Consider the following 26682-nt stretch of genomic DNA (forward strand, 5'->3'; position numbering starts at 1 on the left):
CATTTATATCCAAAGAAATCACGGATGTTCCCCTGGTCTTTGACTTTACTGTTTCGCTTACATATCACTCAGGCTGTCCAGTCCTGCTTTTACCAGAGCCATGAGCCTTTCATAATCCTTTTTCAGATACAGGTACCCGAGCAGCGCCTCAAATCCCGTTGCCCTCCTGTAATCCGTGATGGACTGATTCTTTGCCGGTGATACGGATTTGGCATTTCTGCCCCTTCTGTAGATGGCATGCTCTTCTTCTGTCAGGTGCTGCTGCATTGTGCGCATCATCAGCGACTGGGTGGAAGCCTGTACAAATCTGCTTGTCTCTTCATGCAGTTTATGCACCTGTTTATTTCCCCGGCTGATAATCATAGACTTGATAACCAGATCATAGACGCAATCACCGATAAACGCCAGAACAAGAGGTGAATAGCTGTCAGCATCCACCTCTTGAAGATTTAATACTTCCGTTATATAATCATGAAAATCTAAACTTATGCTTTCTTCCATTTTACTCCTTCTCGGGTATCCTCCAGAACGATTCCTCTGGAGAGCAGTTCGTCCCTGATCTCGTCTGCTCTGGCAAAATTTTTCGCCTTTCTCGCAGCCTGGCGTTCTTCAATCAATGCTTCGATGTCTTCTGCCAGCATCTCTTCGTCCTTCTCCACGATGATTCCCAGAACATCTGTCAGCTTAACAAGCAGATCCAGCAGATTCTGCAGATATTCCGCTGAGCTTTCACCATCTGTATTTGTATTGATATATTTAACGAGCTCGAATACAGAGGAAATTGCGTCTGCCGTATTGAAATCATCGTCCATCGCCCGCTCAAAGCTGTCAACATATTCCTGTGTTTTTGCAAATGCTTCCTTCTCCGCGTCTGTCATATCCTGCACTTTCGCATTGCCCTTCAGGAATTTTAGATTGTCAGCCGCGGTTATGATTCTCTCCAGTCCCGTTCCGGCAGCGTCCATAAGCTCTGCGCTGAAATTCAGCGGACTTCTGTAATGCGCGCTGAGCATGAAAAATCGCAGAACCTGCAGGTCATATTTTTCGCTGATCTCCCTTACGGTAAAGAAGTTTCCCAATGATTTTGACATTTTCCTGTTGTCAATGTTCAGGAATGCGTTGTGCATCCAGTAACGGGCAAATTCTTTGCCGTTCGCAGCCTCACTCTGGGCAATCTCATTCTCATGATGCGGGAATATCAGATCTTCCCCGCCTGCATGAATATCGATCTGCTCCCCCAGATATTTTTTAGACATCTCAGAGCACTCGATGTGCCAGCCCGGACGTCCTTCGCTCCATGGAGACTCCCATGCCGGTTCGCCTTCTTTTTTGGGCTTCCATAATACAAAGTCCAGAGAATCTTCTTTTTCGTCCTCCCCCGTTACGAGGAGTGAACGGCCGCCGGATTGAAGGTCATCCAGATTCTTATGGGAAAGTTTTCCGTAATCTTTGAACTTTCTCGTGCGATAATATACCGTTCCGTTTTTCTCGTATGCAAATCCCTTCTCGATCAGTGCTCCGATCATATCCACCATACCACAGATTTCTTCTGTTGCCAGAGGATGCTTTGTGGCGGGTTTCACGTTCATGCCTTCCATATCTTTCTTACATTCTGCAATGTAGCGTTTGGAAATCTCATCCGCAGTAACGCCTTCTTCGATTGCTTTTTTGATGATCTTGTCATCTACATCTGTAAAGTTGGAAATAAAATTCACATCGTATCCTTTATATTCAAAATACCTTCTGACCGTGTCAAAAACGATCATCGGCCTTGCATTCCCTATATGGATAAAGTTATAAACCGTAGGCCCGCAGACATACATTCTGACTTTGCCTTCCTCTATAGGTACGAATTCTTCTTTTCTTTTAGAAAGTGTATTATATAGTTTCATCTGATTTCTCCTCTTTCTTTTCATTTTCTCTGCATCCGCTGCACTGTGCTTCTGCCGGCTCCGTATTTTCCGCAAATTCATCGCTGTCCGGCAGCATACAGCGCATATGCTTCTCCATCTCTTTCAGCTGCTTATACAGGCGTATGTTATCATTCTGAAGCTCCCTGATATCATTCAGAACCGGGTCAGGCAGATGTATCTGGTCCATATCCGTCCTTGGTACCTTCTGATCTCCCATCCTCACGATACGTCCCGGCACGCCCACTACAGTACAGTTCGGAGGCACCTCCTCCAGCACAACCGAACCTGCCCCAATCTTAGAATTTTCCCCGATCGTAAAAGACCCGAGTATCTTAGCCCCTGCGCTGACCATGACATTATCCTTCAGCGTAGGATGCCGCTTTCCCTGCTCTTTTCCCGTCCCCCCCAGGGTCACGCCCTGATAAAGTGTTACATTGTCGCCGATGATCGTCGTCTCCCCGATAATCACGCCGCTTCCATGGTCAATAAACAGCCCTTTCCCAATGGTGGCGCCGGGATGTATCTCAATCCCAGTCTTTCTCGCAGCCTTCTGTGACATCCATCTGGCCAGGAAATAATGCTTCTTCAGATACAGCTTATGTGCAACTCTGTACCTAAGTATAACTTTAAAACTCGGGTAAAGCAAGACCTCCATATTAGATTTAATTGCAGGATCCCGCTCCCGGATGACCTGAATCTCATTCTTAATATAAGATATAATTCCCATTTCATGATCCTCCATACCAATCGCATACAATGTTTACCAGCTTCGTATTCATTTTAATCCGCGCTTTACAGCGGAAGCTATCTGTAAAATTCTAGTTTAAGGCCATTCCGGGCACCCCCTCAATCCACTCTGTCCGCAGGACATTTCAAAGGAACAGCCTTTATAACAAAAAAGACCCCGTCTCCTGTTAGAGACGAAGTCATATCCGCGGTTCCACTCTATTAAAAGAATTACTTCTTTCACTCACTGCATGTAACGTATGCCAAACGTATTCCGCTACTCACAGCCACCCGCCGCGTTTACAGAATCAGCTCCCGGACGCACTTCACAGACTCCTCCTTTAGGACCACTTACAGCCGGTGATGGTCCCTCTCTGCAATCTCAGAATCAGCTACTCTTTCCGTTCATAGCCTTTCACAAAATCAATATAGATATATCTTATGCAAAAAAGGGGGATTTGTCAACTGAATTTTGGGACGCGAGGGGGGACGCCTGTCCGGGGCGGGGCGTGTGTGCGGGGACGGGGAACTTTCCGTGTGCTTACTGGGCGCTGTCCGTTTGCAAACAAACACTAAATAAAAACCATGCCGGATGGAAAGGAACCGGAGGCATTCACCCCGCAATTCTGATGAATTGCGCGGCTCAGGCCTCCTAAAAATCGGCTTTGGTAAGCCGATTTTTTCCTTTCCATCCGGCATGGTTTTTATTAAGTGTTTGTAATGCGCACTCTATGCGTCCAGTAAGCACACGGAAAGTTCCCCGCCCCCGCACACACGCCCCGCCCCGGACAGGCTGGTGCATCCTGACGGTTGGGAAGATTCAGTGACTGGCGAACCGGACTCACCTTTTACTTAGCGCCCCGCCGCCAATCCCCCCAACCTAGCACCCCAAGCTCACACGATTTCGTTAAGGCAGAGGGGGCATAATGGCTCTAATTTTCCCAGTTCCTGTTTCAGCCGTGGTGTAAGTATTACGCCTTCTTCCCGGCCGATTTCATCTATTGTCTGGTACCCGAACAGCAATGCAGTCAGGGCGTCTATTGTGAGTACTCCCTCTGAGTCCTCTGTTTCAGAAACCTGCATATCCGGATTCTCTCCGCTGCTCTTCAGCCTCCAGACTCTGCTGTTTTTTGTGATGATGGAATCAAGTACTGCAAAAGAGCAGTTTATTGCTTCGCCTGCTTTTGCCTTCATAGATGACAGAAGTGTCTCCAGGTGAAGAATACGTACCATAATGAGGGGGACTTTCCTGCTCCGGACATGTCCTCTGTCTGCGTATATCTTTGCAGGAGCGCTATGTTCTGCCCGCATCTGGTATACGGCTTTCTGGAATTCAGCTTCGAATCCGGGCAGGTACAGAGGCTCACGGATCTCGAGCGTATCCTCTTCTCTGGCAAACGCGAACATCCCAACTATATCGTCGTCATGCTTTAATAGTTTTACACCGCCGTTTTCACTCTGCTGCTCGAATATCATCGTCTGGTAATACTGGTCGTCCCGCACGGCGCAGACCTGATATTCTGCAGCAAAATGGGTGTTAAAAAATACGGCCATCGCGCCGGCGTCTGATAAAACGGCGTCCGACATGGTGACCTTCATGGAACCTGGCTCTCCGCAGGATTCCTCCTGGATCTGCGCGTAGACAAACCGGAAATCATAAGGCCTGTATATGGCCTCCGCTGCGGGCATGAGGAACGTAAATGGCTGCTTCTGTTCATACATGTCCATCATAGAGGCTTTGAGCAGACGGCCCATATAGCCCCTCTTTCTGTACGCCTCCTCCGTTGCCACGGCAATGATATAATTGCATAACTGCTGTGTACCGCCGATCCTCATCATGTAGGGATTGAGCTGGAGCATGGAACGGACGGCCCCATCCTCCTCTATTACATAGATCTGATTGTCCCTGGTCTTAATAAAGTAATAGTAGTCCAGAAATGCTTTGCTGTCTTCCGGAAATACCTTCTCCCACAGCGCTCTTGTCCTGCTGTGTTCACTGCTGTCAAGCTTTCGAAGCTGCATTTTATATTCCCTCTTTTCTTACTTCCTGGGACAGCCCTTGCAGCCCTCGCATCCATTTGGATTGGGGGTCACATCGTAGCTGCTGTAGTTCATAATCTTTTCCAGAGCACACACCGCCTGAGAGGAAATCCCCTCTCCGCGCCCTGTAAATCCAAGCCCCTCTTCCGTTGTTGCCTTGATATTGACCTGGTCAGGCATAAGATTCAGTGCATCCGCTACATTCTTTATCATCTCATCTATATATGGGCGCATCTTGGGCTGCTGCGCAACAATGGTTGCATCAATGTTCTCAATCATAAACTGCTTTTCATCCAGAAGTGCTGCTACATGCTCCAGCAGCCTGATGCTGGAAATGCCTTTGTACTGCGGATCTGTATCCGGAAAATGCTTTCCGATATCCCCCAGTGCCGCAGCTCCGAGAAGCGCATCCATAATGGCATGTACAACCACATCTGCGTCCGAATGCCCCTGAAGTCCCTTCTCATATGGTATCTCTACTCCTCCGAGAATCAGCTTTCTGTCTTCGACCAGCCTGTGTACATCATATCCCATACCTACACGCATGTTCTGTCTCTCCTTATTCATATTCTATTTTTCTTCGTCGTCAGTCTCTTCCATTGATTCTTCCGTGGTATCCCCGTTTAGATCTATCAGTGTATCTGCAGGTGTAACTGTGTCCTGGGCTGCATCGTCCTTCATAGCTTCTGCAGTTTTCGTTCTGTTATTCTTCTCACTGTCATCATTTGGATTCGCTTTTCTGTCATCTGAAAAATCCGTCTCCCCGGAATCTGCATCTTTCTCCTCGTAAGGCATTTCCTCTTCAGACTCCTCCTCGGTATCTTCCTCTTCTGAAGAAGTCTCCTTCTCAGGATCTGCTTCTATTGTATCTGCAGAATTGTCTTCCTCTGAAGATGTCTCTTCCTCATTCTGCAATTTGTTTCTCATTGCGATTACGCTTTTTGCGGATATAATCACGATCACCGCCCCTATCACAATAAACAAGATACCTGCGGTCATCATAAACACCATGTTTTCGGGTCTTTCAGTCAGCATCCCGCTTACGATCTGGTACCCCAGATAGATCACATACAGGCCGGCTACAATTCTCAACACGAGCCAGGATTTTTCATTCATTTGTTTGTCCTCCGTTTCATTTTTCATTCTCTGATTCTAACATACTTAGATAAGTATTGCCATAATCAGACACAAAAAAGCTCCGGAAATTTCCGAAGCTTCTCAGTAGCGGAAACTGGATTTGAACCAGCGACACCACGGGTATGAACCGTGTGCTCTAGCCAACTGAGCTATTCCGCCATATGAAATATTTGAAAGTTATGGGACCTATAGGGCTCGAACCTATGACCCTCTGCTTGTAAGGCAGATGCTCTCCCAGCTGAGCTAAGATCCCATATTCTCCCGGTCTGCGTTTAAGTGTTTGTCTCACCCGCAACCCGCTTTGCTATTATACTATTATTTTTCATCAAATGTCAACACCTTTTTTCCTATTTTTTCAAATTTTTTTAACAAATCAGAAACTTCGTCCGGCGCTGCACATGGTACCCCTTATAAACACGGGCCGTATCCCATTTTTTAATATTTCATATCGCGGATACGGCCCCTTTTATTTAGAATAATTTAGATCTATTTGAAATATTTCACACCGGATTCAAAGATTTTCATGTCCTGTTCTCCGTAAATATTTATGGCAACCGAGTTGTCTCTTCTCTCTGAATGCGCCATCTTGCCAAGGACACGGCCGTCCGGGCTTGTGATTCCTTCGATTGCGCGGTAAGAGCCGTTGACATTCCACTCTTCATCCATGCTGATCACGCCGTCAATGTCACAATACTGTGTCGCAACCTGACCGTTGGCAAACAGTTTATCCAGCCATTCTTCACTGGCAACAAAACGCCCTTCCCCGTGGGATGCCGGATTCGTATACACGCCGCCAAGAGACGCCTCCTGAAGCCATGGAGATTTATTTGTCACCACTTTTGTGTATACCATCTTTGAGATATGGCGTCCGATGGTGTTATAGGTCAGTGTCGGAGAATCCTCCTTCTGGCCTGTAATGGTTCCGTAAGGCACAAGCCCCAGTTTGATCAGGGCCTGAAAGCCGTTGCACACACCAAGGGCAAGTCCGTCTCTCTCATTGAGCAGTTTTTCTACCGCCTCTTTGATCTTTGCATTCTGGAAGGCTGTAGCGAAGAATTTGGCAGAACCGTCCGGTTCGTCACCCGCGCTGAAACCGCCCGGGAACATGATCATCTGCGCCTGTGTGATGGCATTTTCGAACTCTGCCACTGAATGACGGATGTCTTCCGCATCCAGGTTCTTAAATACTTTCGTTATTACCTTCGCACCTGCGCGCTCAAAGGCTTTCTTGCTGTCGTATTCACAGTTGGTTCCCGGGAATACCGGGATGAATACGGTTGGCTGCCCGATCTTATGGCTGCATATATGGATATCCTTTGTATCATATAATTTGTCTTCCAATACTTCTTTGCAGTCTGCAGAAGATCTTGTGGCAAATACCTTCTCCAGGGTCTCTGTCCAGGCCGTCTTCGCCTCGCTCAGAGTGATCTTTGCATTCCCATAGCTGAATGTACCGTCGTCTGTCACCTCACCGATGACGGTATAACTGATTGCCAGTTGTCCCACCTGATCAGCAGGCACTTCCGCAACCAGATCTCCAAATGCCGGCGCAAACAGTTCTCCGGCATCCATGCTGTGCTCTATCTTTAGCCCAAGCCCGTTTCCAAACGCCATTTTGCTGACGGCAGCCATCACACCGTGACGGTCCAGGGCATATGCGGATACAATTCTGCCATTGTGTATATCGCTCTCGAACTTTCCGTACTGATCCATCAGCCGGCCGTATACAGGGAGGTCATATCCATCCTTCTCGATTCTCATCCATACCAGCTTATTTCCCGCCTTTTTCAGTTCCGGGGTAATGATATCCTTCTCCGTTGCCATATCGACAGCAAAAGAAACCAGAGTCGGGGGCACATCAATATCCTGGAATGTTCCAGACATACTGTCCTTGCCGCCTATGGAAGGCAGGCCGAATCCCAGCTGTGCGTCATAAGCCCCCAGCAGAGCCGCAAAAGGCTGGCTCCATCTTTTCGGGTCTTCTGTCATTCTGCGGAAATATTCCTGGAACGTAAAGCGGATCTTCCGGTAATCACCGCCGGCCGCCACGATCTTAGCCACGGATTCTACGACTGCGTAAACGGCACCGTGATACGGACTCCAGCTGGAAAGATAGGGGTCAAAACCATAGCTCATCATGGAAACACTGTCTGTGCTGCCATTTTGCACCGGCACCTTAGCAACCATAGCCTGTGTCTCTGTCATCTGGTACTTTCCGCCATGCGGCATAAATACGGAGCCGGCGCCGATAGATCCGTCGAACATCTCCACAAGCCCCTTCTGGGAGCATACATTCAGATCGCTCAGCATATCAAGCCATTTTCCTCTAACATCCTGCACGTCTTCCTTTATAAAAATTGTATCTTTTTTATTCGGAATCTCCACCTCGACGGATGTCTCCTGATGGGCGCCGTTCGTATCCAGGAATGCACGGGAAATATTAACGATCTCTTTTCCGCGCCATGAAAGTACCAGTCTCGGGGCCTCCGTAACCACTGCCACTTCAACGGCCTCCAGATTCTCTTCCTTTGCATAATCCAGAAATTGTTTTACATCTTTTGGATCGACAACAACAGCCATTCTCTCCTGAGACTCTGAGATCGCGATCTCAGTCCCGTCAAGACCGGCATATTTCTTCGGTACCTTGTCCAGATCTACCCGGAGCCCGTCCGCAAGCTCTCCGATGGCAACTGAGACACCGCCCGCGCCAAAATCATTGCATTTTTTAATTAGGGCACTGACTTCTTCTCTTCTGAATAAACGCTGGATCTTACGCTCTGTCGGCGGGTTACCCTTCTGCACCTCTGCACCGCAGGTCTCGATAGACTCTTCCGTGTGGACCTTGGAAGAACCGGTCGCTCCGCCGCATCCGTCGCGCCCTGTGCGTCCGCCAAGGAGAATGATGATATCTCCGGGATCTGAAGTCTCTCTGATGACTGCACGTCTGGGAGCAGCGCCGAGAACTGCGCCGATCTCCATACGTTTTGCCACATAGTCCGGGTGATAGATCTCCTTGACCGCTCCGGTTGCAAGGCCGATCTGGTTTCCATAGGAACTGTAGCCCGCAGCGGCTCCCCGTACCAGTTTCTTCTGCGGCAGCTTTCCTTTTAAGGTATCCTTTACAGACACGGTAGGATCTGCTGCTCCGGTCACACGCATCGCCTGGTATACATAGGTCCTCCCTGACAGCGGATCGCGGATCGCACCGCCCAGACAGGTCGCAGCCCCGCCAAAAGGCTCGATCTCAGTCGGGTGGTTGTGTGTCTCATTTTTAAAATTAATCAGCCACTCCTCTTCCGCGCCGTCTACCTTGATCGGCACAACAATACTGCAGGCATTGATCTCCTCAGACTCTTCCTGATCCTGGAGTTTCCCTTCCTTTTTCAGCTTTCTCATCGCCATAAGGGCCAGGTCCATCAGGCAGACAAACTTGTCCTCTCTGCCGGCAAAGATCTCGCTGTGGTCTTTGAGATATTGTTTGTATGTATTTACGATGGGTGCTTTATAATCGCCCTCGCCAAAGGTAATCTCCTTTAATTCCGTGGAGAAGGTGGTATGGCGGCAGTGATCTGACCAGTAGGTATCCAGCACGCGGATCTCCGTCATCGTCGGGTCTCTGTGCTCTTCTCCGCTGTAGTACTTCTGGATATGCAGGAAATCTTTAAACGTCATTGCCAGTCCCAGTGAATCATAGAGCTTCTTCAGCTCCTCCTGGGGCATATTCTGGAATCCGTCAAATACTTTAACATCCTCCGGTTCCTCAAATACTGTGACCAGAGTCTCCGGTTTTTCCATCCCGGTTTCCCTGGAATCCACCGGGTTGATGCAGTGGTTCTTAATCGCACCAAATTCTTCTTCCGTTACGGTTCCTTCTATTACATAAGTAGTCGCAGTGCGGATGATCGGCTTTTCATCTTCCTTAATAAACTGCACGCACTGTTCTGCTGAATCCGCCCTCTGATCAAACTGTCCCGGGAGATATTCTACTGAAAATACATGGCTCTCCTCTTTCATCGGAAAACTTTCCTGATAAAGTGTATCAACAGGAGGCTCTGCAAATATCCCACTGCATGCTTTTTCAAAAGTGGTATCGGAAAGATTCTCCACATCATAGCGGATCAGGACGCGTACATCTGTCACCGTCTGAATTCCCAGATAGTGTTTAATCTCATGCCGCAGTTCCTTAGCTGAAACAGCAAATTCCGTTTTTTTCTCCACATAAACACGTCTTACATTACTCATAAACGATCTCCTTTGCATTTTATTCTGCCGCAGTTCACTGCGCACATTTTAATTTCATCTTACTTGTTCTGCAGCATTGCTGCAAATCTGCCCGCCAGAACATCAGTAGTATCGTGTCCTTTTGTCAGCTCTTTTCTATCCTATCACGTTTTTTCTCATTAGTACAATTAATATAATTAAACTTATTAATTAGTACAGTTAATCTTTGACTTTTTTCTCCATACCATGCTGATGATCAGCAACACTGCAAGTCCAGCTATAAAGAGAACACCAATTCTAATAACCATATCGGAAAACAGGCCTTCCGGGAGCATTCTGATCATATAATCCTCGGCCGGATCAAACAGCCACAGGTCGTTTGTAAAGAAAATCTCATGAAATTTTGTGAAGGCAGCCGAAAAATCCCTGGAAAATAAATACGCCAGAAGAGCCGTTCCCGCCGCCGTTAACCCCAATGCGATCTGAAACGCCCTGGGAATCAGATACTTCCACCTTGCCTTTGTCGCAATCAAAACGGCAAGACAGATCAGCAATACTGCAGCAGCCCAAGTCCTGAGGCGCAGCCCTCCAATGAAAAGTCCCTGCACATCCGCCATATGCAGCTTATCCTGTTCATTAAAGAAATCCTGTTCCTTCCCCTCCACTGTAGTGATCACCTCCAGATTCTCCCGGTCCCCCTTTAGATAATCCATCATCTCATGGGTCACATACATCACATCCTCCATCTTCATGTCCAGATCCGGGAGCACATCGTATTTCTCATACTCTCTTTCATAAAAACTGAAATCCGCGTACATCGCTGCCTGAAAGCTCGTGATCAGAAGGATCAAAATTACAGCCAGCGATAGTATAACGCCCAATACCCAATGTACTTTTTTCATCCTGCCATCTCCTGTCGTACCATATCTTATTGAATTCGAATATCCAGCCTGTCGAAGACATCTTCGTCAGATTATGATTCAATAAGTACAGATATTATTTTATTTAACGTTTTTATTTTATCATAATACCGATTGTAATTCATCTCAATTTGGCTTATAATACAAGCAATACTTATTAGGAGGTCTAATAATGGATATCAATTATGAACTGTACAAAGTATTTTTTCATGTTGCATCCACCCTCAGCTTTTCGGAGGCGTCAAAACAGCTTTTTATTTCACAGTCAGCGGTCAGCCAGTCCATCAAAACACTGGAGCGCAAGCTGGACCAGACTCTGTTTATCCGCAGTACCAAACGGGTCCTTCTGACCCCGGAAGGTGAGATTCTGCTTCGGCATATCGAACCAGCCATGCATCTGATTCAGCGGGGTGAGGCCCAGCTGCTGGATGCCGCTTCCACGGGAGGCCAGATCCGCATAGGGGCCAGTGACACGATCTGCCGTTATTTCCTGGTTCCATATCTTGAAAAATTTCACAAAGCATTCCCCAGCGCACACATCAAAGTAAACAACCAGACCTCCATCAAATGTGTGGAAATGCTGGAATCCGGCCAGGTTGACCTGATTGTTGTCAACTACCCCAACAACTATCTGAGCAACGTCTCCTCTATTAAGAAAATCAAAACATTCCGGGATGTATTTATCGCGAACGAATCATTCCATGAATTGAAAGAGAAGAAGCTAACCTATAAACAGCTTTCCCAGTATCCGATCCTTATGCTGGACAGGCACAGCACAACGAGTGAATTTCTCCATCGGTTATTCCAGCAGCACCAGCTGGATCTGGTTCCGGAGATCGAGCTGACCAGCAACGACCTGCTCATCGACCTCGCCCGCATCGGACTGGGCATTGCTTTTATCCCCGATTACTGCATGACGGGCGGGCAGAAAGGCATTTTTGTTGTGGAGACCAAAGAGGAACTGCCGGAAAGAGAACTGGTCATCGCTTATAACGAACAAATGCCGCTCACCAGGGCCGCGGAAGAATTTTTAAATTATTTTTAAGAAGGAAAAGCCCATGAATCATAAAATATTGTTAGTAGATGATGAAAAGGATATTGTTGACCTGATTGAGGAAGTGCTGCGTCGGGATGGCTTTCAAAATATTGAAAGGGCATATACTGGGGCAGACGCCGTAGAGCTCTGCAAAACCTTTGATCCGGATGTTATCGTTCTGGACATTATGCTTCCTGACCTGGACGGGATCGAGGTATGTAAGAAAATACGCGGATTTTCTTTTTGCTCGATTCTATTTCTGTCTTCCAAAAACGATGATATCGACAAGATCCTGGGGCTGTCCAGCGGCGGGGATGACTATATCACCAAGCCTTTCAGCCCCAGGGAAGTCGTATTCCGGATCAAGGCACAGCTCCGCCGCCAGCAATATCAGGCCTCCATCCATACCCCTGAAACGGAAACGGTTGCTGCGGGCAGCCTTTTCCTGGACAGAGAAAGCTGCCGCATTCTAAAATCCGGAAAGGAGTTAAGCCTTACAGGCCGTGAATTCCTGCTCCTTGCCTATCTGATGGAAAATGCAGATAAAATCTTAAGCAAAGAACGCCTCTACGAACATGTATGGGGGGAATACAGCAGTATCTGTGATAATACGATTATGGTGCATATCCGTCATATCAGGGAGAAAATCGAGGATATTCCATCCAGCCCCAGGCAGCTTGTAACAATAAAAGGGCTGGGTTATAAGCTGAAGAAAAGGGTGGATTAAATGAGAAAATCTGGTTACCGCACTGCTTTTCATATATACCTTATCTTTTTACTGGCGCTTCTCGGCGCCCTTATTTTCTCTGCCCTGTTTTTCTTCTCGGTTATCACCGTAAAGTTTCCCGATGGTTCTGTGCAGCGAAGCGATTATCCCAAGGCATTCACAGAGGATTTTGGCAGACAGATTACTTTTATAGATGGTAAACCGCAGATAAAACAGACCGGAATCGAACTGCTCCGTGCAAATCAGGCGGGTATTCAGGTTTTAGATGACAGGGGCGGGGAAATCGCCAGTTATCAGAGGCCTGCGGATGCAAAGACTTCCTATTCTGATGCGGAGCTGCTGCGGCTTTACCGGACAGGGGAGTTTTTCGGTACCACTGCGTTTATCGGAAATCTGAATGATAAGGGCAAAGAGTTTTCTTACATCTTGTATTTTCCTGTGAATGTAACAAAAGTCACCATGTTTCTGAATGGCGACAGATTCACTACCGGTAAAACAATCTTTACATTGGGCACAGGAGTACTTATCATGATCCTCCTTGCCGGAGGCATTATATATGGATTCTGGATCACAAATAAAATGAACCACATTTCTGAATGCGTTCGTTCTATAGCAAAGCGTGATTATAACCCTCTCATAATCAAAGGCTCATTCGGAGACGTATATGAAAGCCTGAATCAGCTTGACCAGGATATCCGGGACACCGACAGATTAAAAGAACAGACGGAATCGATGCGTGAAGAATGGATTGCTAATATCACACACGATTTAAAAACACCGCTCTCCCCAATTAAAGGTTATGCGGAGATTCTATTTGAAAACGGCTCCATTACAGGCCCGCAGCTTCATAAGTACTCTGGGGTCATTTTAAAAAATGTCTCTTCCATCGAACAGCTTATCGAGGATCTGAAGCTGACTTATCAATTAGAAAGCGCAATGCTGCCGGTTCAGAGCACAAGACAGGATTTCGTGCGTTTTATGAAAGAGCTGGTCATTGATATATTGAACAATCCCGCATACGAAAACCGTGTTATTCATTTTGAATCAGATCAAGAACCTATCTATTTCTCATTTGATGAGAAGCTGATGGCAAGGGCTTTCCAGAACCTCATCCTCAATTCTTTTACCCACGGAAACAGGGATACCGAAGTTAGTTTGGAGATCACATCAGCGGACAGGATGCTCATAATCGTTGTAAGCGACAACGGGCCCGGCATGAATCCTTCCGAACTGTCCATGCTATTTCAGCGCTACTACAGAGGCGCCAGCTCCGGGCAGAAAACGGAGGGGACGGGGCTGGGGCTTGCCATCGCCAAAAGTATAGTAGAAGCCCAGGGCGGCAGGATCTGTGCAGACAGTGAACTCCATGCCGGAACATCTTTTAAAATAGAATTCCCCATAATGGAGTGAAATAAATTAAGGTTAATTAAGGTTGTGTGAAAATCAGATTAAGGTTGATAGTCTATTATAGTTTTATAATAGCTGTCAGCCTTTTTATGATATAGGAAATTTCGCTGGAATTTCCTATACCATAAAAACCCTCCGGGGGACGTACACGCCGCGATAAGGTATATAGCCGCAAAGCAGCATCGCGGCGGCGCCAAAGCGTGCAAGCCCTTCATGAGTACAGGAATGGGGAATTGAGGCGGGCTTGCCCACTTTGTTCTTGGTAAAACAGTAGTCTATAGAAAGCAGGTGTAAATGTGAAAATTATTTTTAAGTACATTCTAACGAATGTGAAGGAAAGAAAGGTAAGAACGGCCGTCATGCTCTTATCAATTATTCTCTCGACAGTCCTTTTATTCGTTTCCTTTTCGATCGGGGAATCCTACGAAAACGCACAAAGAAAAATGGCCCGCGGAATGTCCGGTACGGCGTCCGTCTCCGTTACTTCCAGGTCCGAAACAAATGTTCTGCAGTTAGAGGACATACCGGATCTGCCGGGTATCAAGGCAAAAGCCGGAATCCTGAAGGGAGACGCTTTATATCATGAAAACGGCTATTATGAATCCATTGATCTGATCGGCTCCGATCTCTCTTTATTGAATCAGATAAACAAACCCCAGCTGTGCGGCGGCGGTGAAATCGAAAATTTCTCCGGCTATCAGGTTATCTTACCGGATCGGTTTACGCAAAAGTATGGCATCGAAAAGGGGGAACGTATAGCACTCCAGATAGACGGCGCTCCTATCGAATTTGAGGTTGCGGCAATTGCAAAGTATGATACCGTTTTTCTGCGTCAGACCAGAGGCGCAACCGCCCTTCTTCCTCTGGATACCCTGGCGGAAATCACCGACTGCCCGGGTTACAGCGAAATTCTGATCGAGCCTGAAGACGGTATTTCCGCAGAATCACTGGCGGCTTCGCTCTTTGGTGAATTATCGGACAGTACATTTACCGTTACACAGATCGTTGACGAGGCATCTATAGCCGCGGGCGCCCGGCAAAAGACAATGCCCTTTTTTCTGATCAGCTTTTTCTCCCTAACCATGAGTATCTTCATTATTTACAGCAGTTATAAGGTCATTACGCTGGACCGTCTGCCCGTCATCGGCACCTTTCGCAGTATTGGGGCAACTCAAAAAATGGTCACCGGAATTTTACTTTTAGAGAGTCTTCTTTATGGCTGTGTGGGAGGCTTTGCAGGCATTCCTCTCGGAATTCTGGTTTTAAGAATGATCCTGCGGGGAATGAGCGGCACATTATCACAGGGCATAGAAATCTCCCCCGTGATTTCCTGGGCTGGAATCTTACTTTCCCTTGCGGCGGCAGTGATTGTCACATTGCTCAGCGCATGGATTCCTGTCCGAAGGGCCGGGCGGCTTCCTGTAAAAGCGGTCGTCTTAGGGGTTGTGGTGGAACAAAAAGCCTCCAGCCGTTTTATTATGGGGACCGGTGCCGTTCTGTTTGTCATTTCGGCCGTACTCCCCTATCTGTTTTCCGGAACATTGCTGTATATTGCCGGAGGTTTATCACTGCTTGGGCTGATCGCAGCGGCGATTCTGGTCATACCGCTTGTCACGAACCTGCTTTCAGGAATCCTGGAAAGAATATACGCGGTCCTCTTCAAAAACGAGGGTATGCTCGCCGCAAGAAATATGAGGAATAATAAGAATTTTACACAGAACATCACCCTGCTGTTTATCAGCATATCCGCAGTGATTGCCATTACGGTAGTGGGAGGGTTTGTAAATACTTACATCACCGATGTCTTTAACGGCGCCGAACTGGAGGGATTTGCCGACGGGGAAATGGATGACGTTTTTATAGAAACAGTAAAAGAGATAGATGGAATCGATAAGGTGCTGCCTCTTTATGTTTTCAATAATCAAATAAGAAGCGGGGACATCACATTTACGCGTTTGGAGGCCACCGATCATTTAAACTGGTATAACTCCATGTTCAATCTCAACTACACCAAACACAAAATGAAAGAGCAGGCCATCGAAGATTTTGAAACGCAGCGCTCCATCCTATTAAGCGAGGACTGTTTAACCCGTACCGGATATGCCGTTGGAGATCATCTAACCTTATCAGACAGCGGCGGGGACTATTCCTATCTCGTCGCAGGAAGTTTTAAATCAAGGGCAACCGATGTGGAGGCCATTATTCCTTCCCGCTATGCCATTTCCGATTTTCACCCGTCCGCCTTCCATTTTCTGGCTTATACCGCCGCGGATCCAAATGCGGTCATGGTTCAGATCCGCAGCCTGTTTGGCAATACCCAAAACTGGAGCAGAACCGTAGAGGAGTTCAATTCTGACGCTCATACCACCGTCGGTGCGTTTCTGAGACCCATGCAGAGTATGACTTACTTCATACTGCTGCTGGCAGCAGTCGGTAACATTAATAATCTGCTGATCAACTATATACAAAGGCGACGGACCATTGCCATGTATAAGTCCGTCGGATTAAGCAACAAACAAAACACAAAAATGATGGTAATTGAGAGCTGCACAACCGGAATGATTGGGGCCTTAATTGCTATACTGGTCTCCTATCTGGAAATAAAAACAATATTTCTAGTGGCAGGCCCCAGGATTTCCATGCAGCCGGAGCTGGATATTGTAACATTTCTATCAGCCGGGGCTATGGGAATAGCCGTAACTTTAGTAAGTTCCGTCGTTCCTATTATAAAAACCCGTAAAATGAAATTAGTAGAAGAAATCAAATTTGAATAAAAGGAGATCTGACAGATGAGGACAATGATCAACGATACCGCCATTGAAGGCAGAAATATAATCAAAGACTTTTATATAGGCGACACACCAACACGGATTCTAAAAAATATATCCCTAAAAGTCAGGAAAGGGGACTTCGTCTCCATTATGGGTCCTTCCGGCTCTGGAAAAAGCACATTACTCTACATCCTGGGCGGTCTTGATGTGCCAAGCAGCGGCTCCGTATATATGGACGGGACAGACATTTCAAAATTTGACGACCATAAAATGAGTATCATACGCCGTCGTAAAATCGGATTTGTATTCCAATTTTATAATCTCATCCCCAACTTAAATGTAGAGGAAAACGTCATGCTGCCTCTGCTGTTAGATGGAAAAAAGATGAAAGATTACAGAAGCCGGCTGGATGAAATCATTGAAACTGTCGGGCTGACAGAAAGGAAAAAACATACACCCAGAGAGTTATCCGGGGGCCAGCAGCAGCGTGTAGCAATCGCGCGGGCTCTTATTGGAAATCCTGAGATATTGTTTGCGGACGAACCCACCGGGAATTTGGACAGCAAAACAGGTGGTGAAATCATGGAATTACTGCATTCCATCAATAAACATACCGGCCAGACTATCATCATGGTCACACATTCCGCTGAAGCGGCAGAACGCAGCGGCCATATCATTACGATAAGGGACGGAGTGAGGTGCGTTGATTAATTTGTAGGGGCCTCTATCCGTCCGCAAGGCTGAATCTTGCGGACTAATATCTGGCTTTTGTAGTAGGTAGGGATGGAAATTATTAAGAAATTATAAAATTAGCACTCACCTATTGACAGTGCTAATAATCATGTGCTATATTACATGTAGAACAAAGATAACAAATTGATTTTTAGGAGGTATGAACTATGTTATTATCAAACAGAAGTTTTTTTAATGATTTCTTTAAAGACCCATTTTTTGAAAGACCTTTTGACAACTCTTCATCACAGATCATGAAGACAGACATTCACGAGAAGGACAATAACTACCTCGTAGAAATGGAGCTTCCTGGCTACAATAAAGAAGACATCAAAGCTGACCTGAAAGACGGATATCTCACAATTACCGCCACTCACGAAGAAAGCCAGGAGGAAAAAGACGAAAAAGGCAACTGCATCCGCAAAGAGCGCTATACCGGGTCATGCAACCGCAGATTCTATGTTGGTGACCAATTAAAACAGGACGACATTAAAGCATCATTTAAAGACGGCGTTTTATGCCTGTGCGTCCCCAAAGAGGCTCCAAAGGCAATCGAAGAAAAACCTAAATACATTACTATTGATTAGCTTTAAGTAAACCCTCTATGTGAAGCTATAAATCGTCTGACTTTTGAAAATGTATATACGTAAAAAAGCAGGGAGCCCGGTGCTTCCTGCTTTTTTATGATATATAGCCGCAAAGCGCATTGAGGCGGTGCCAAAGTATACAAGCTCCTCATGAGTGAGGGGCTGAGGAATTGAGGTGGGCCTGCCCACTTTGTTCCGCTGAGCCGGACTGCGTCCATAACAGTTCCTTCACTCACTATTATACCAGGCTGTCTGATGGTTCTCCTCCCCAGAATTCCTCTATCCTTGGCACAAGGTTATCTATCCTGCAGATCTGGTACCCCTCCCACTCCCGCGGAAATATCTCCCGGTACTGTCTCTGCATAAACCGCTCATCCAGCAGTATGATAACGCCACGGTCCTCCTCCGTTCTGATGACTCTGCCGGCAGACTGCAGTACTTTGTTCATTCCCGGGTAAAGATAGGCATAATCAAACCCCTTCATGTTTCTGCTGTCAAAATACTGTTTCAATATCTCTCTGTCATTGCATACCTGCGGGAGTCCCGTTCCGATAATCACTGCCCCAATAAGCCTGTCCTGGGTGAGGTCAATGCCCTCCGAAAAGATACCGCCCATCACGCAGAATCCCACGAGGCTGCACTCCCGCTCTTCTTCGAATGTCTCCAGAAAGATTTCTCTGGCTTCTTCTCCCATAAACTGCGACTGCACAATACATTCTATGTCGCTGCGCCCCTGCATCATATTCTGAAAACATTCCTGTACATCCTCCATAAACCGGTAGGACGGAAAGAAAACCATATAATTGCCCTTTCTCCCCTCCACTATATTAAGAATATATCTGGCAAACTTCTCATACATGTCTGCTCCCCGCATGGTGTACTTTGTGCTCACATCGTTGCCAAGCAGAAGAAGACGGTTCTCCCTTGGGAAAGAGGATTCTGCATAGATTGCATAATCATCGTTCTCCACGCTGAGCAGCTTTTTATAATAATGGATGGGCAGCAATGTGGCGGAAAAAAATATGGTACTGTTTCCCTGCTCCAAGTAAGTCTGCAGATTTACGGAAGGATTGACACAGAGCAGCTTTACACGGAAACGGCCGCCACGTTCAAGCTCCGAATAAATGACATAGTTTTCATCTAAAATATCATGAATATTCAAAAAGTCTCTGACCTGAAAATAAAAATCCAGAACCTGCTCTCTTTTTTCCTCGCTGTGTTCTTCCTCCAAATACTCCTCCAGGCCGGACATGACATTCATCAGCTTAACCGCGATGTGGGAAACACTTTCCAGAATCTGATAGTTCTCACACTCTCTTTTCAGCATAAGCAGCTGCTTGTTGCACTCCTCCAGTTTTTTCGCCAGCTTAGGATCTTCGTTTTTTACCAGGCGCTTTATCTCAAGCACATCCTCTTTATATAGAACGGCGCTGTACATCTCGCGCCCCCGTTCAACCAGATTGTGTGCCTCATCAATGAGATACAGATAGCCGCCTTTATTTCCCTCGGAGAAAAAGCGCTTTAAATGTGCGTTTGGATCAAAAACGTAGTTGTAATCACAGATAATGGCATCCGACCATACCGAAACATCGAGTGCCATCTCAAACGGACACACATTGTACTTCTGCGCCTGTTTCTCTATTGCCTCTCTGCTCAAATCATCCGCGTTCATAATCAAGTCAAACACGGCATCGTTCACCCTGTCATAATGCCCTTTTGCATAAGGGCAGTTGTCTGGATTACAGACTGTCTCTTCGCAAAAGCATATCTTTTCCTTTGCGGTCAGGGTAATCACCTTCATGAGGAGCCCTTGACCCTTTAGAGTCTGAAAGGCCTGTTCTGCCACGGTTCTTGTAATTGTTTTAGCAGTCAGATAAAAAATGCGTTCCCCCAGCTCTTCCCCCATGGCCCGCACCGCCGGAAAGACGGCCGCCATGGTTTTCCCCACGCCCGTCGGGGCCTGTATAAACAACTTCTTCTTTCTGAGTATCGTTTTATAGACTGAAGTCACAATCTCTCTCTGCCCGTCCCTGTACTCAAAAGGAAACTCTATCTTCTTAATCGATGCATTCCGACCCGACTTCCATTCGATCTGAAACTTCGCCCATTTTTCATACTTACCGACCAGCTCCAGAAACCATTTTTCCAGTTCATCCCTGGTAAACTCCCGGATAAATCTCTTCAGCTCTTCCGTATCCAGATTGCAGTAGGTCATCTGCACACGGATGTTCTGCAGATTCTCCTGCCTGGCATACATATATGCGTAGCACTTAGCCTGTGCCAGATGTACATTGGAGGGGGCCTCAATATACAGGAGCTCCCTGAGGACGCCCTTGATTTCATCGATCATGACGCCCTGCCCGTCCTCGATGATTCCGTCGGCCCGCCCCTCAACCTGCAGAGTAAATCCTTCGCAGGGAATCTGCATTTTCAGAGAGACCTCTGCACGATAATCAGAACCCATACGCCGCTGTATCCTGCGATGGATTCTGATTCCCTGCAGCATGGCCTCTTTGTCCGCGCCGCCCCCTGTTCTGTTGTCGATGTCCCCCTCGCGCAGAATAAATTCCACCAGATTGCGGACAGATATTTTGATCAGTTCTTTTTCTTCCATGTCTGTTATTATACCTCGTCCAATCAGGAAAAGCCACTCTTGTTACCTCTAAATCACTACGGCAAACTGAATATAATTCTCTCCGCCGATCTCTTCCTGCCCCACGGTAATCTCACCCCCCGCTTTCTCTGCGATCATTTTGGCGCGGTAAAGACCAAGTCCCCTGTCCCCTCTCTTTTTGCTCTTTGTAGTAAATCCATTTTCAAAAAAATGTCCGATCTCTTCCAGTGAGATCTTCTCGTGCTGGTTGAATATCTGGAAAATCAGATGATCCTGCCGGGAATCCAGAATCATGCGCACCCGGCCCCCCTCCTCGGGGCACGCCTCATACGCATTGTCCACCAGAACCCCCACAATCTCAATCAGACTGTGCTCTGACACCCGGGAAATGATCTCCCTGCTGCGCACCTCTATCTCGGTCTCAATGCCTTCCCTGGAACTGACAATTTTACTGTAAAGAAAGCCTGCGAGTACCTTATCACTGATTTTCAAAAGCGGCAGATACTGGCTGCCGCCCTCTCTGCTGATGGCCTTCACATACTCCGACTGTCTGCTCACAAGTTCTTCATAAGAATCCACCGTAAGGTGCATGTTCAAAACCGCATTCAGATGATTGTCAAATTCATGCTGCCTTGCCCTGATCTCCTTTACCAGTTCCTCCAGAGGTTGAATATAGTGCCGATACATCTTCAGTTCCTTTTCCTGCTCCCTTATGATGTCATTGCTGAGCTTCCAGTCAATCGTCCCCCATATAATCACAACAAGTAATAAAATGAAAACAATGATCATCTTAAAATCCAGCGTCCTGCTTATCTTCAAGTCGATCACCAGGTAAACTGCAATTGCAAGGGAAATGAAACAAAAGACCCGGTAAAGGAATTTTCTTACTGTTTTATTCATTTAGCAGCCTCCTTACCTCAGTCTTATAGGTAACACCAATATCAATTTTCTCCTGATATCCCTCCACCTGTATCATCTGATTTACCAGATCATAATACTTCACGTATGTCTTATTCACTGCAAACATCCTGTGGCACTGGAAAAACTCCTGCTTTGGCAGTTTCTCCATAAGCTGGCGTATAGAGAGATAAGGAACTTCCATCTTCTCCTCTTTCAGATAAAGGCAGAGTCCCCGGGGAATTGCCTTGCAGAAAACAATCTCTTCACACAATATCTTATAATTAATCCCGTTTTTCTTAACGATAATGTACGGTTTTTCCTCTGCGCGTACGTGGGACAGCACCTTTTTTACTACGGCCTGTACATCTGCTTCGCTGTAAGGCTTTAAGAGATACTGATAACAGTGTATCCTGCGGTAGGCCTCTATCTCCAGGGACGCAACCGATGTGATCATAACAACAGGTGTGAACTCATACTTGATGATACTGCGTATCTCCTCTGCAAAGATCAGGCCGGAGGAGTCTTCCTTATCCTCTTTTACAAGATTTACATCCAGTAAAAATAAATCAAAAGAAACGGTGCCATGCAGCAGCAGCCTGGCCTCTGCCAGGTCTGCCGCCGTATTCACCGTTATGTCAGCCGATATGTGGCAGAGCATGTTCCTCAGTGCTTCCCTGCTCCGCTCCTCGTCTTCCAATACCAAAATCCTTGCCATATCCTGCTCCTGGTTCTACGTAACAGTTTAGGCAGGCCTGAACTGTTACGCTTTTACTTCCATTCTATTCTCCGGCACGCTCACTCATAATTCATGATTACGTTCCGGCTCATGCTGGTTTACTCAGCCTTCTCGTAATGCGCGATTTCTGAAATCGTCTTTGTCAGGCCGGCTATCCCCTGCAGTTCGGATGGGATGATGATCTTGGTCGCCTTACCGTCAGCCGCCTTTGCAAATGCCTCCAGGCTCTTGATGGTAAGCACTGCATCATCAGCACCGGCTTCCCTGATAAACTTAATACCATCAGCCGTAGCCAGCTGTACCGATCTGATCGCTTCCGCCTGTCCTTCAGCTTCCTTAATCCTCTTCTGCTTCTCGGCCTCCGCCTTCAGAATTGCAGCCTGTTTAGCCGCTTCCGCCTCGAGGATCACGGACTCTTTCTCACCTTCTGCCACAAGAATCGTGGATTTCTTCTCTCCTTCTGCTCTCAGGATGGATTCTCTTCGTTCACGCTCCGCCTTCATCTGCTTCTCCATCGCATCCTGGATAGCCTTTGGCGGCATAATATTCTTTAACTCAACACGGTTTACCTTGATCCCCCATGGGTCAGTTGCGATATCAAGAGATGTTCTCATCTGGGAGTTAATCGTCTCTCTGGATGTCAACGTCTCATCCAGTTCCAGATCGCCGATAATATTACGCAGTGTAGTTGCCGTCAGATTCTCAATAGCTGCGATCGGGCTTTCAACGCCGTATGCATACTGTTTCGGGTCTGTAATCTGGAAGAATACGACCGTATCAATCTGCATCGTAACATTATCCTTTGTAATCACGGCCTGTGGTTCAAAATCTACCACCTGCTCCTTCAAAGACACTTTCTTTGCAACTCTGTCCAGAATCGGAATTTTAAAATGCAGGCCTACTCCCCATGTCTCTTTGTATCCGCCAAGACGCTCCAGTATATACGCGTGTGCCTGGGGTACAATCCTGATGTTTGCAACCAGGATTAACAGTACTATAATTAGTATTACAATTCCAATCCAAAGTCCCATATTCTATTCCTCCTCATATTTCTTTACAATCAGTTTCACGCCGGAAATGCTTACCACCTTGGCCAGTGTACCGGGCTCGAGGATATCTTCATCCTTTTCTGCCCTTGCTGTCCAGTCCAGCCCATTGACGACTGCGGTTCCTGTCTGTGCCAGATTATCAACAGTCTCCGTCACCCTGACTATTTTACCTATAACGCCCTCATAATTTGTCTTCTCATGATGGGCGTTTATGTATTTTACCGCAAAAGGACGGGTAAAAAACAAAAGTAAAAATGAGACAACGAAAAATGCGCCAACCTGCCAGATCAGATTCAGACCGGCAATGTTCAGAAGCAGCGCTGCCAGAGCACCCCCTGCCAGCCAGACCGATGTAAGCCCGACCGTTATAATCTCGATTACCAGAAAAACTATCAGCAGTCCAAGCCATACAAAAGCTTCTCTCTCCATATTTCTCCCTTCTCTCAGATTTTATTTCATCCGGTTAATAACCCTTCCTGATGATAGTTATATGTTAATCCAGCTTATTCTATTATACAATACTTTTTGCGTGAATGCAGTGAAATCCTGTTTTAATGAAACTCTGTAACAGTTTAGGTAAATCTGAACTGTTACGCATCCAGCCATTAAAATCGCTTTGCGATGGGCTGGATGCCTGTGGCCCCCTCGTTTTCCTACGGTCTGCGCAGTAAATGCGCAGACCTGACTGAGCTGTCACAAAATTCTGTCATATCCTGCCGGAAATGCATCGGCAGGTGTGACCTCTGCAGGGCCAGATTTTCACGCTCTTTGATTGAGATTGAGCTGCAGAACCCTTTCCATAAACGCTCAAATTCTCCTTCTGCCTCCGATATTCTGCCTGCTGTCTCCGGATTCAATTCCTCTCCCTGGACAAGAACCCAGTTCTTTCCTGCCTGATGAACCAGAAATACCTTATGCGTTTTATCATAAACCATCCAGTTCTCCAGCGGAAAACGATTTGTAAAATGATCTGCAATGCAGGTGAGCACCTGCCCCTTCGGCGTAATCTCCGAGAGCAGGACTCCGTTCTCCAATTCCCGAAAGCGGATGAACTCCGTAAACAGATGCGCCTCATTGGCCACACTCCTGCTCAGTTCAAACACCTTGGCAACATATGGATTACTCAGGTGTTCCATGATCTTCCTGCTGTCTGGTATGGTTCTGGCTGCCAGCATGGTATTATATACGGCATCCGCCTTCTCGGAATCGTCTGCCAGAAGGGCATGATAGATATCCCAGTAAGTATTATACCCAAGATTCTGTTTTATCAGCCGCTCAACCGCAATTGACTTTTTTTCCGACTCTGCCGTCTCCCTGTACTCACAGAACAACTGCGGGGTCATCCGGCCGCGCAGTGCAATACCAGCTTCACCGTTCCTATTTTCTTTCCACGCATCGTGGATAGCGGAAAATATGCCTGTTATTGTGTCATAACAAATATAGACCTGTTTCATCTCTGTTCCTCTTTTACTCCAATATGCTGAAAACCTGTGCTTCCCTGAAGGTCACATCATCAAATAAAGAAAGCTGCCGGTAAGTCATGCCGGTCACAGAATCCGGCAGCTTTTCCTTTGTATTCAGCAGGTTTCTCATAATATAATCCTCTTCAATCCTGGTTTTGTACATCATTCTGCCGTTGCATGTCAGAAAATAAAGTGCACGCTTTAGTACGACTCCCATCTTTTTCAAATCTTCAAACTGCAGAGTTCCCATCCTTCTCGCCTTCACAATCCTGGAAGCCGACTTTACTCCGATTCCGGGCACCCGCAAAAGTGTATTATAGTCTGCCCGGTTCACCTCCACCGGAAAATATTCCAGATGCTTCAGCGCCCAGTCGCACTTTGGATCGAGAAAAATATTAAAATTCGGGTTCTTTTCATCCAGCAGCTCCCCTGCTTCAAATCGGTAATATCTCAGCAGCCAGTCCGCCTGATACAGTCTGTGCTCTCTCAGAAGAGGCGGCCCTTCCCCTGTTCTTGCCGGCAGTGCCGAGTCCTCATTCACAGAAACAAACGCGGAGTAGAACACCCTCTTCAGTTCGAATTTCTTATAGAGAGATTCTGCCACATTGAGGATCTGGTAATCGGTCTCAGGAGCAGCACCGATAATCATCTGTGTGCTCTGCCCGGCAGGGACAAACCGGGGCGCATTCTTATACTGAACAATCTCCTGCTTATTATCATTGTGCTTCTGCTGTACCAAACGCATCGGCGCCAGAATATTCTTCCTGCTCTTGTGGGGCGCAAGGAGCCGCAGGCTCTCGGCGGTGGCAAGCTCCAGATTCACACTCATCCTGTCCGCCAAAAAACCCACCCGCTGAATCAGCTCCTGATCCGCTCCCGGAATCGCCTTCACATGAATATATCCCTGAAAATTACATTCCCTGCGCAGCTTGTACAGAGCAGCATAGATCAGCTCCATGGTATAATTCGGCGTCTTCAGTATCCCAGAACTTAGAAAAAGGCCTTCAATATAATTCCGTCGGTAAAACTCCATAGTCAGAGTGCATATTTCGTCCGGCGTGAACGAAGTCCTGACTACGTCGTTAGACGCTCTGTTGATACAGTATTTACAGTCATAAATACATTCATTCGTAAATAAAATCTTCAATAACGAAATGCATCTTCCGTCAGCCGAAAAGCTGTGGCATATCCCCGATTTCTTGCAGTTTCCCATCCCTGTTCCGTCACCCTGCCTGTCCACACCGCTGGACGTGCAGGCCACATCGTATTTGGCGGCGTCGCTTAAAATCTGCAGTTTGTCATACATCGACATCTGTTCCTGTATAATCTCCGCCATCTCCGCGCCTCCCTTTTCCAATACATTATTCTGCAGCTGTGCTGCAGACCCGCCCACAAGGGCATGTATTACGTGATGCCCTTAAGGTATACTTTCTTTAAATAAATCCTGCAGCCACTTCGAACATACGTTCTCTCTATAACAAATCATACCATATCTTCCACACATTTTCAATAGGAATTTCGTCGGCAAGCTTCAGCCTTGTCGACGGACGGGGACGCTTCATGACAGGGAGACCGGGAAGGCGCTGGGGCTGTATATACCGTTGCGATATGCACCCATGCTGCTAAGTAATTCTAGAACACCCGATGCCGGATAGGCGGGTACGCTGAACACATCACGGGAAATCTGATGATTTCCCGCGCTG

Annotated in this window: 21 protein-coding genes, 2 tRNA genes and 1 other annotated feature; of the genes, 6 read left to right on the forward strand and 17 right to left on the reverse strand. The window is 46.9% G+C overall.

Features of this window, described 5'->3' with window-relative positions; genetic code table 11:
• Positions 1 to 57 precede the first annotated feature (57 nt).
• From ARB69_RS20025 to ARB69_RS20070, 10 genes are all read right to left on the reverse strand, one after another.
• On the reverse strand, positions 58 to 501 hold the full coding sequence (locus ARB69_RS20025) for a Mini-ribonuclease 3 (RefSeq protein WP_055154822.1): 444 nt from the start codon (positions 499 to 501) through the stop codon (positions 58 to 60).
• Positions 486 to 1892 carry a cysteine--tRNA ligase gene (gene cysS, locus ARB69_RS20030; RefSeq protein WP_055154823.1) on the reverse strand — a complete coding sequence of 469 codons (1407 nt, stop codon included), beginning with the start codon at positions 1890 to 1892 and terminating at the stop codon, positions 486 to 488. Before cysS ends, ARB69_RS20025 begins: the two co-directional genes overlap by 16 nt.
• On the reverse strand, positions 1879 to 2640 hold the full coding sequence (gene epsC / locus ARB69_RS20035; protein WP_050642102.1) for a serine O-acetyltransferase EpsC: 762 nt from the start codon (positions 2638 to 2640) through the stop codon (positions 1879 to 1881). Before epsC ends, cysS begins: the two co-directional genes overlap by 14 nt.
• A 186-nt stretch (positions 2641 to 2826) precedes the next feature.
• Positions 2827 to 3057 (reverse strand) — a binding site (T-box leader).
• 476 nt (positions 3058 to 3533) lie between these two features.
• The gene (locus ARB69_RS20040; protein ID WP_055154824.1) at positions 3534 to 4661 is read right to left on the reverse strand and encodes a GNAT family N-acetyltransferase; all 1128 of its coding nucleotides are present in this window, start codon (positions 4659 to 4661) and stop codon (positions 3534 to 3536) included.
• A gap of 18 nt (positions 4662 to 4679) precedes the next feature.
• Positions 4680 to 5225 (reverse strand): 2-C-methyl-D-erythritol 2,4-cyclodiphosphate synthase, encoded by a 546-nt coding sequence (gene ispF / locus ARB69_RS20045; protein ID WP_055154825.1) that lies wholly within the window; start codon positions 5223 to 5225, stop codon positions 4680 to 4682.
• A gap of 24 nt (positions 5226 to 5249) precedes the next feature.
• On the reverse strand, positions 5250 to 5795 hold the full coding sequence (locus ARB69_RS20050) for a hypothetical protein (protein ID WP_055154826.1): 546 nt from the start codon (positions 5793 to 5795) through the stop codon (positions 5250 to 5252).
• Positions 5796 to 5901: 106 nt separating this feature from the next.
• Positions 5902 to 5975 (reverse strand) — tRNA-Met (locus ARB69_RS20055).
• A 21-nt stretch (positions 5976 to 5996) separates the two neighbouring features.
• Positions 5997 to 6069: transfer RNA gene (locus ARB69_RS20060), tRNA-Val, on the reverse strand.
• A 233-nt stretch (positions 6070 to 6302) separates the two neighbouring features.
• Positions 6303 to 10058 (reverse strand): phosphoribosylformylglycinamidine synthase, encoded by a 3756-nt coding sequence (locus tag ARB69_RS20065; protein ID WP_055154827.1) that lies wholly within the window; start codon positions 10056 to 10058, stop codon positions 6303 to 6305.
• Positions 10059 to 10243: 185 nt separating this feature from the next.
• Positions 10244 to 10939, reverse strand: a complete 696-nt coding sequence (locus ARB69_RS20070) for a TIGR01906 family membrane protein (RefSeq protein ID WP_055154828.1) — start codon at positions 10937 to 10939, stop codon at positions 10244 to 10246.
• Positions 10940 to 11129: 190 nt separating this feature from the next.
• On the opposite strand from ARB69_RS20070, the gene ARB69_RS20075 reads away from it, so the two are divergent.
• The 6 genes from ARB69_RS20075 (at position 11130) to ARB69_RS20100 (ending at position 18217) form a co-directional block, all read left to right on the forward strand.
• Positions 11130 to 12002 (forward strand): LysR family transcriptional regulator, encoded by an 873-nt coding sequence (locus tag ARB69_RS20075; RefSeq protein ID WP_050642096.1) that lies wholly within the window; start codon positions 11130 to 11132, stop codon positions 12000 to 12002.
• A 13-nt stretch (positions 12003 to 12015) separates the two neighbouring features.
• Complete coding sequence (locus ARB69_RS20080; RefSeq protein ID WP_055154829.1) at positions 12016 to 12720, forward strand: response regulator transcription factor; 705 nt, start codon at positions 12016 to 12018, stop codon at positions 12718 to 12720.
• The gene (locus ARB69_RS20085; RefSeq protein WP_055154830.1) at positions 12721 to 14130 is read left to right on the forward strand and encodes a HAMP domain-containing sensor histidine kinase; all 1410 of its coding nucleotides are present in this window, start codon (positions 12721 to 12723) and stop codon (positions 14128 to 14130) included.
• Between the two features lie 293 nt (positions 14131 to 14423).
• Positions 14424 to 16901, forward strand: coding sequence for an ABC transporter permease (locus ARB69_RS20090; RefSeq protein WP_174518421.1), 2478 nt, complete (start codon positions 14424 to 14426; stop codon positions 16899 to 16901).
• A gap of 15 nt (positions 16902 to 16916) precedes the next feature.
• Positions 16917 to 17609: an ABC transporter ATP-binding protein gene (locus tag ARB69_RS20095; protein WP_050642093.1), complete on the forward strand. Its 693-nt coding sequence runs from the start codon at positions 16917 to 16919 to the stop codon at positions 17607 to 17609.
• Positions 17610 to 17797: 188 nt separating this feature from the next.
• The gene (locus ARB69_RS20100; protein ID WP_050642092.1) at positions 17798 to 18217 is read left to right on the forward strand and encodes an Hsp20/alpha crystallin family protein; all 420 of its coding nucleotides are present in this window, start codon (positions 17798 to 17800) and stop codon (positions 18215 to 18217) included.
• A gap of 238 nt (positions 18218 to 18455) precedes the next feature.
• On the opposite strand, the gene ARB69_RS20105 is transcribed toward ARB69_RS20100, so the two are convergent.
• The 7 genes from ARB69_RS20105 to ARB69_RS20135 all read right to left on the reverse strand — a co-directional run bounded on the left by ARB69_RS20105 (position 18456) and on the right by ARB69_RS20135 (position 26315).
• Complete coding sequence (locus ARB69_RS20105) at positions 18456 to 20831, reverse strand: ATP-dependent DNA helicase (protein WP_055154831.1); 2376 nt, start codon at positions 20829 to 20831, stop codon at positions 18456 to 18458.
• Positions 20832 to 20879: 48 nt separating this feature from the next.
• The gene (locus ARB69_RS20110) at positions 20880 to 21731 is read right to left on the reverse strand and encodes a sensor histidine kinase (RefSeq protein ID WP_050642090.1); all 852 of its coding nucleotides are present in this window, start codon (positions 21729 to 21731) and stop codon (positions 20880 to 20882) included.
• A complete protein-coding gene (locus ARB69_RS20115) occupies positions 21724 to 22446 on the reverse strand; it encodes a LytR/AlgR family response regulator transcription factor (protein WP_055154832.1) in 723 nt (240 codons plus the stop codon). The genes ARB69_RS20110 and ARB69_RS20115 overlap by 8 nt, the downstream gene beginning before the upstream one ends.
• Before the next feature lie 119 nt (positions 22447 to 22565).
• Positions 22566 to 23498: an SPFH domain-containing protein gene (locus tag ARB69_RS20120; protein ID WP_050642088.1), complete on the reverse strand. Its 933-nt coding sequence runs from the start codon at positions 23496 to 23498 to the stop codon at positions 22566 to 22568.
• Positions 23499 to 23501: 3 nt separating this feature from the next.
• Positions 23502 to 23945 carry an NfeD family protein gene (locus ARB69_RS20125; RefSeq protein WP_050642087.1) on the reverse strand — a complete coding sequence of 148 codons (444 nt, stop codon included), beginning with the start codon at positions 23943 to 23945 and terminating at the stop codon, positions 23502 to 23504.
• 224 nt (positions 23946 to 24169) lie between these two features.
• Positions 24170 to 24970 (reverse strand): TIGR03915 family putative DNA repair protein, encoded by an 801-nt coding sequence (locus ARB69_RS20130; protein WP_055154833.1) that lies wholly within the window; start codon positions 24968 to 24970, stop codon positions 24170 to 24172.
• Between the two features lie 13 nt (positions 24971 to 24983).
• Positions 24984 to 26315: a putative DNA modification/repair radical SAM protein gene (locus tag ARB69_RS20135; RefSeq protein ID WP_050642085.1), complete on the reverse strand. Its 1332-nt coding sequence runs from the start codon at positions 26313 to 26315 to the stop codon at positions 24984 to 24986.
• Positions 26316 to 26682 lie beyond the last annotated feature (367 nt).

This window comes from Faecalicatena contorta (assembly GCF_001404335.1).
Classification (GTDB): Bacteria; Bacillota; Clostridia; order Lachnospirales; family Lachnospiraceae; genus Faecalicatena; species Faecalicatena contortus_B.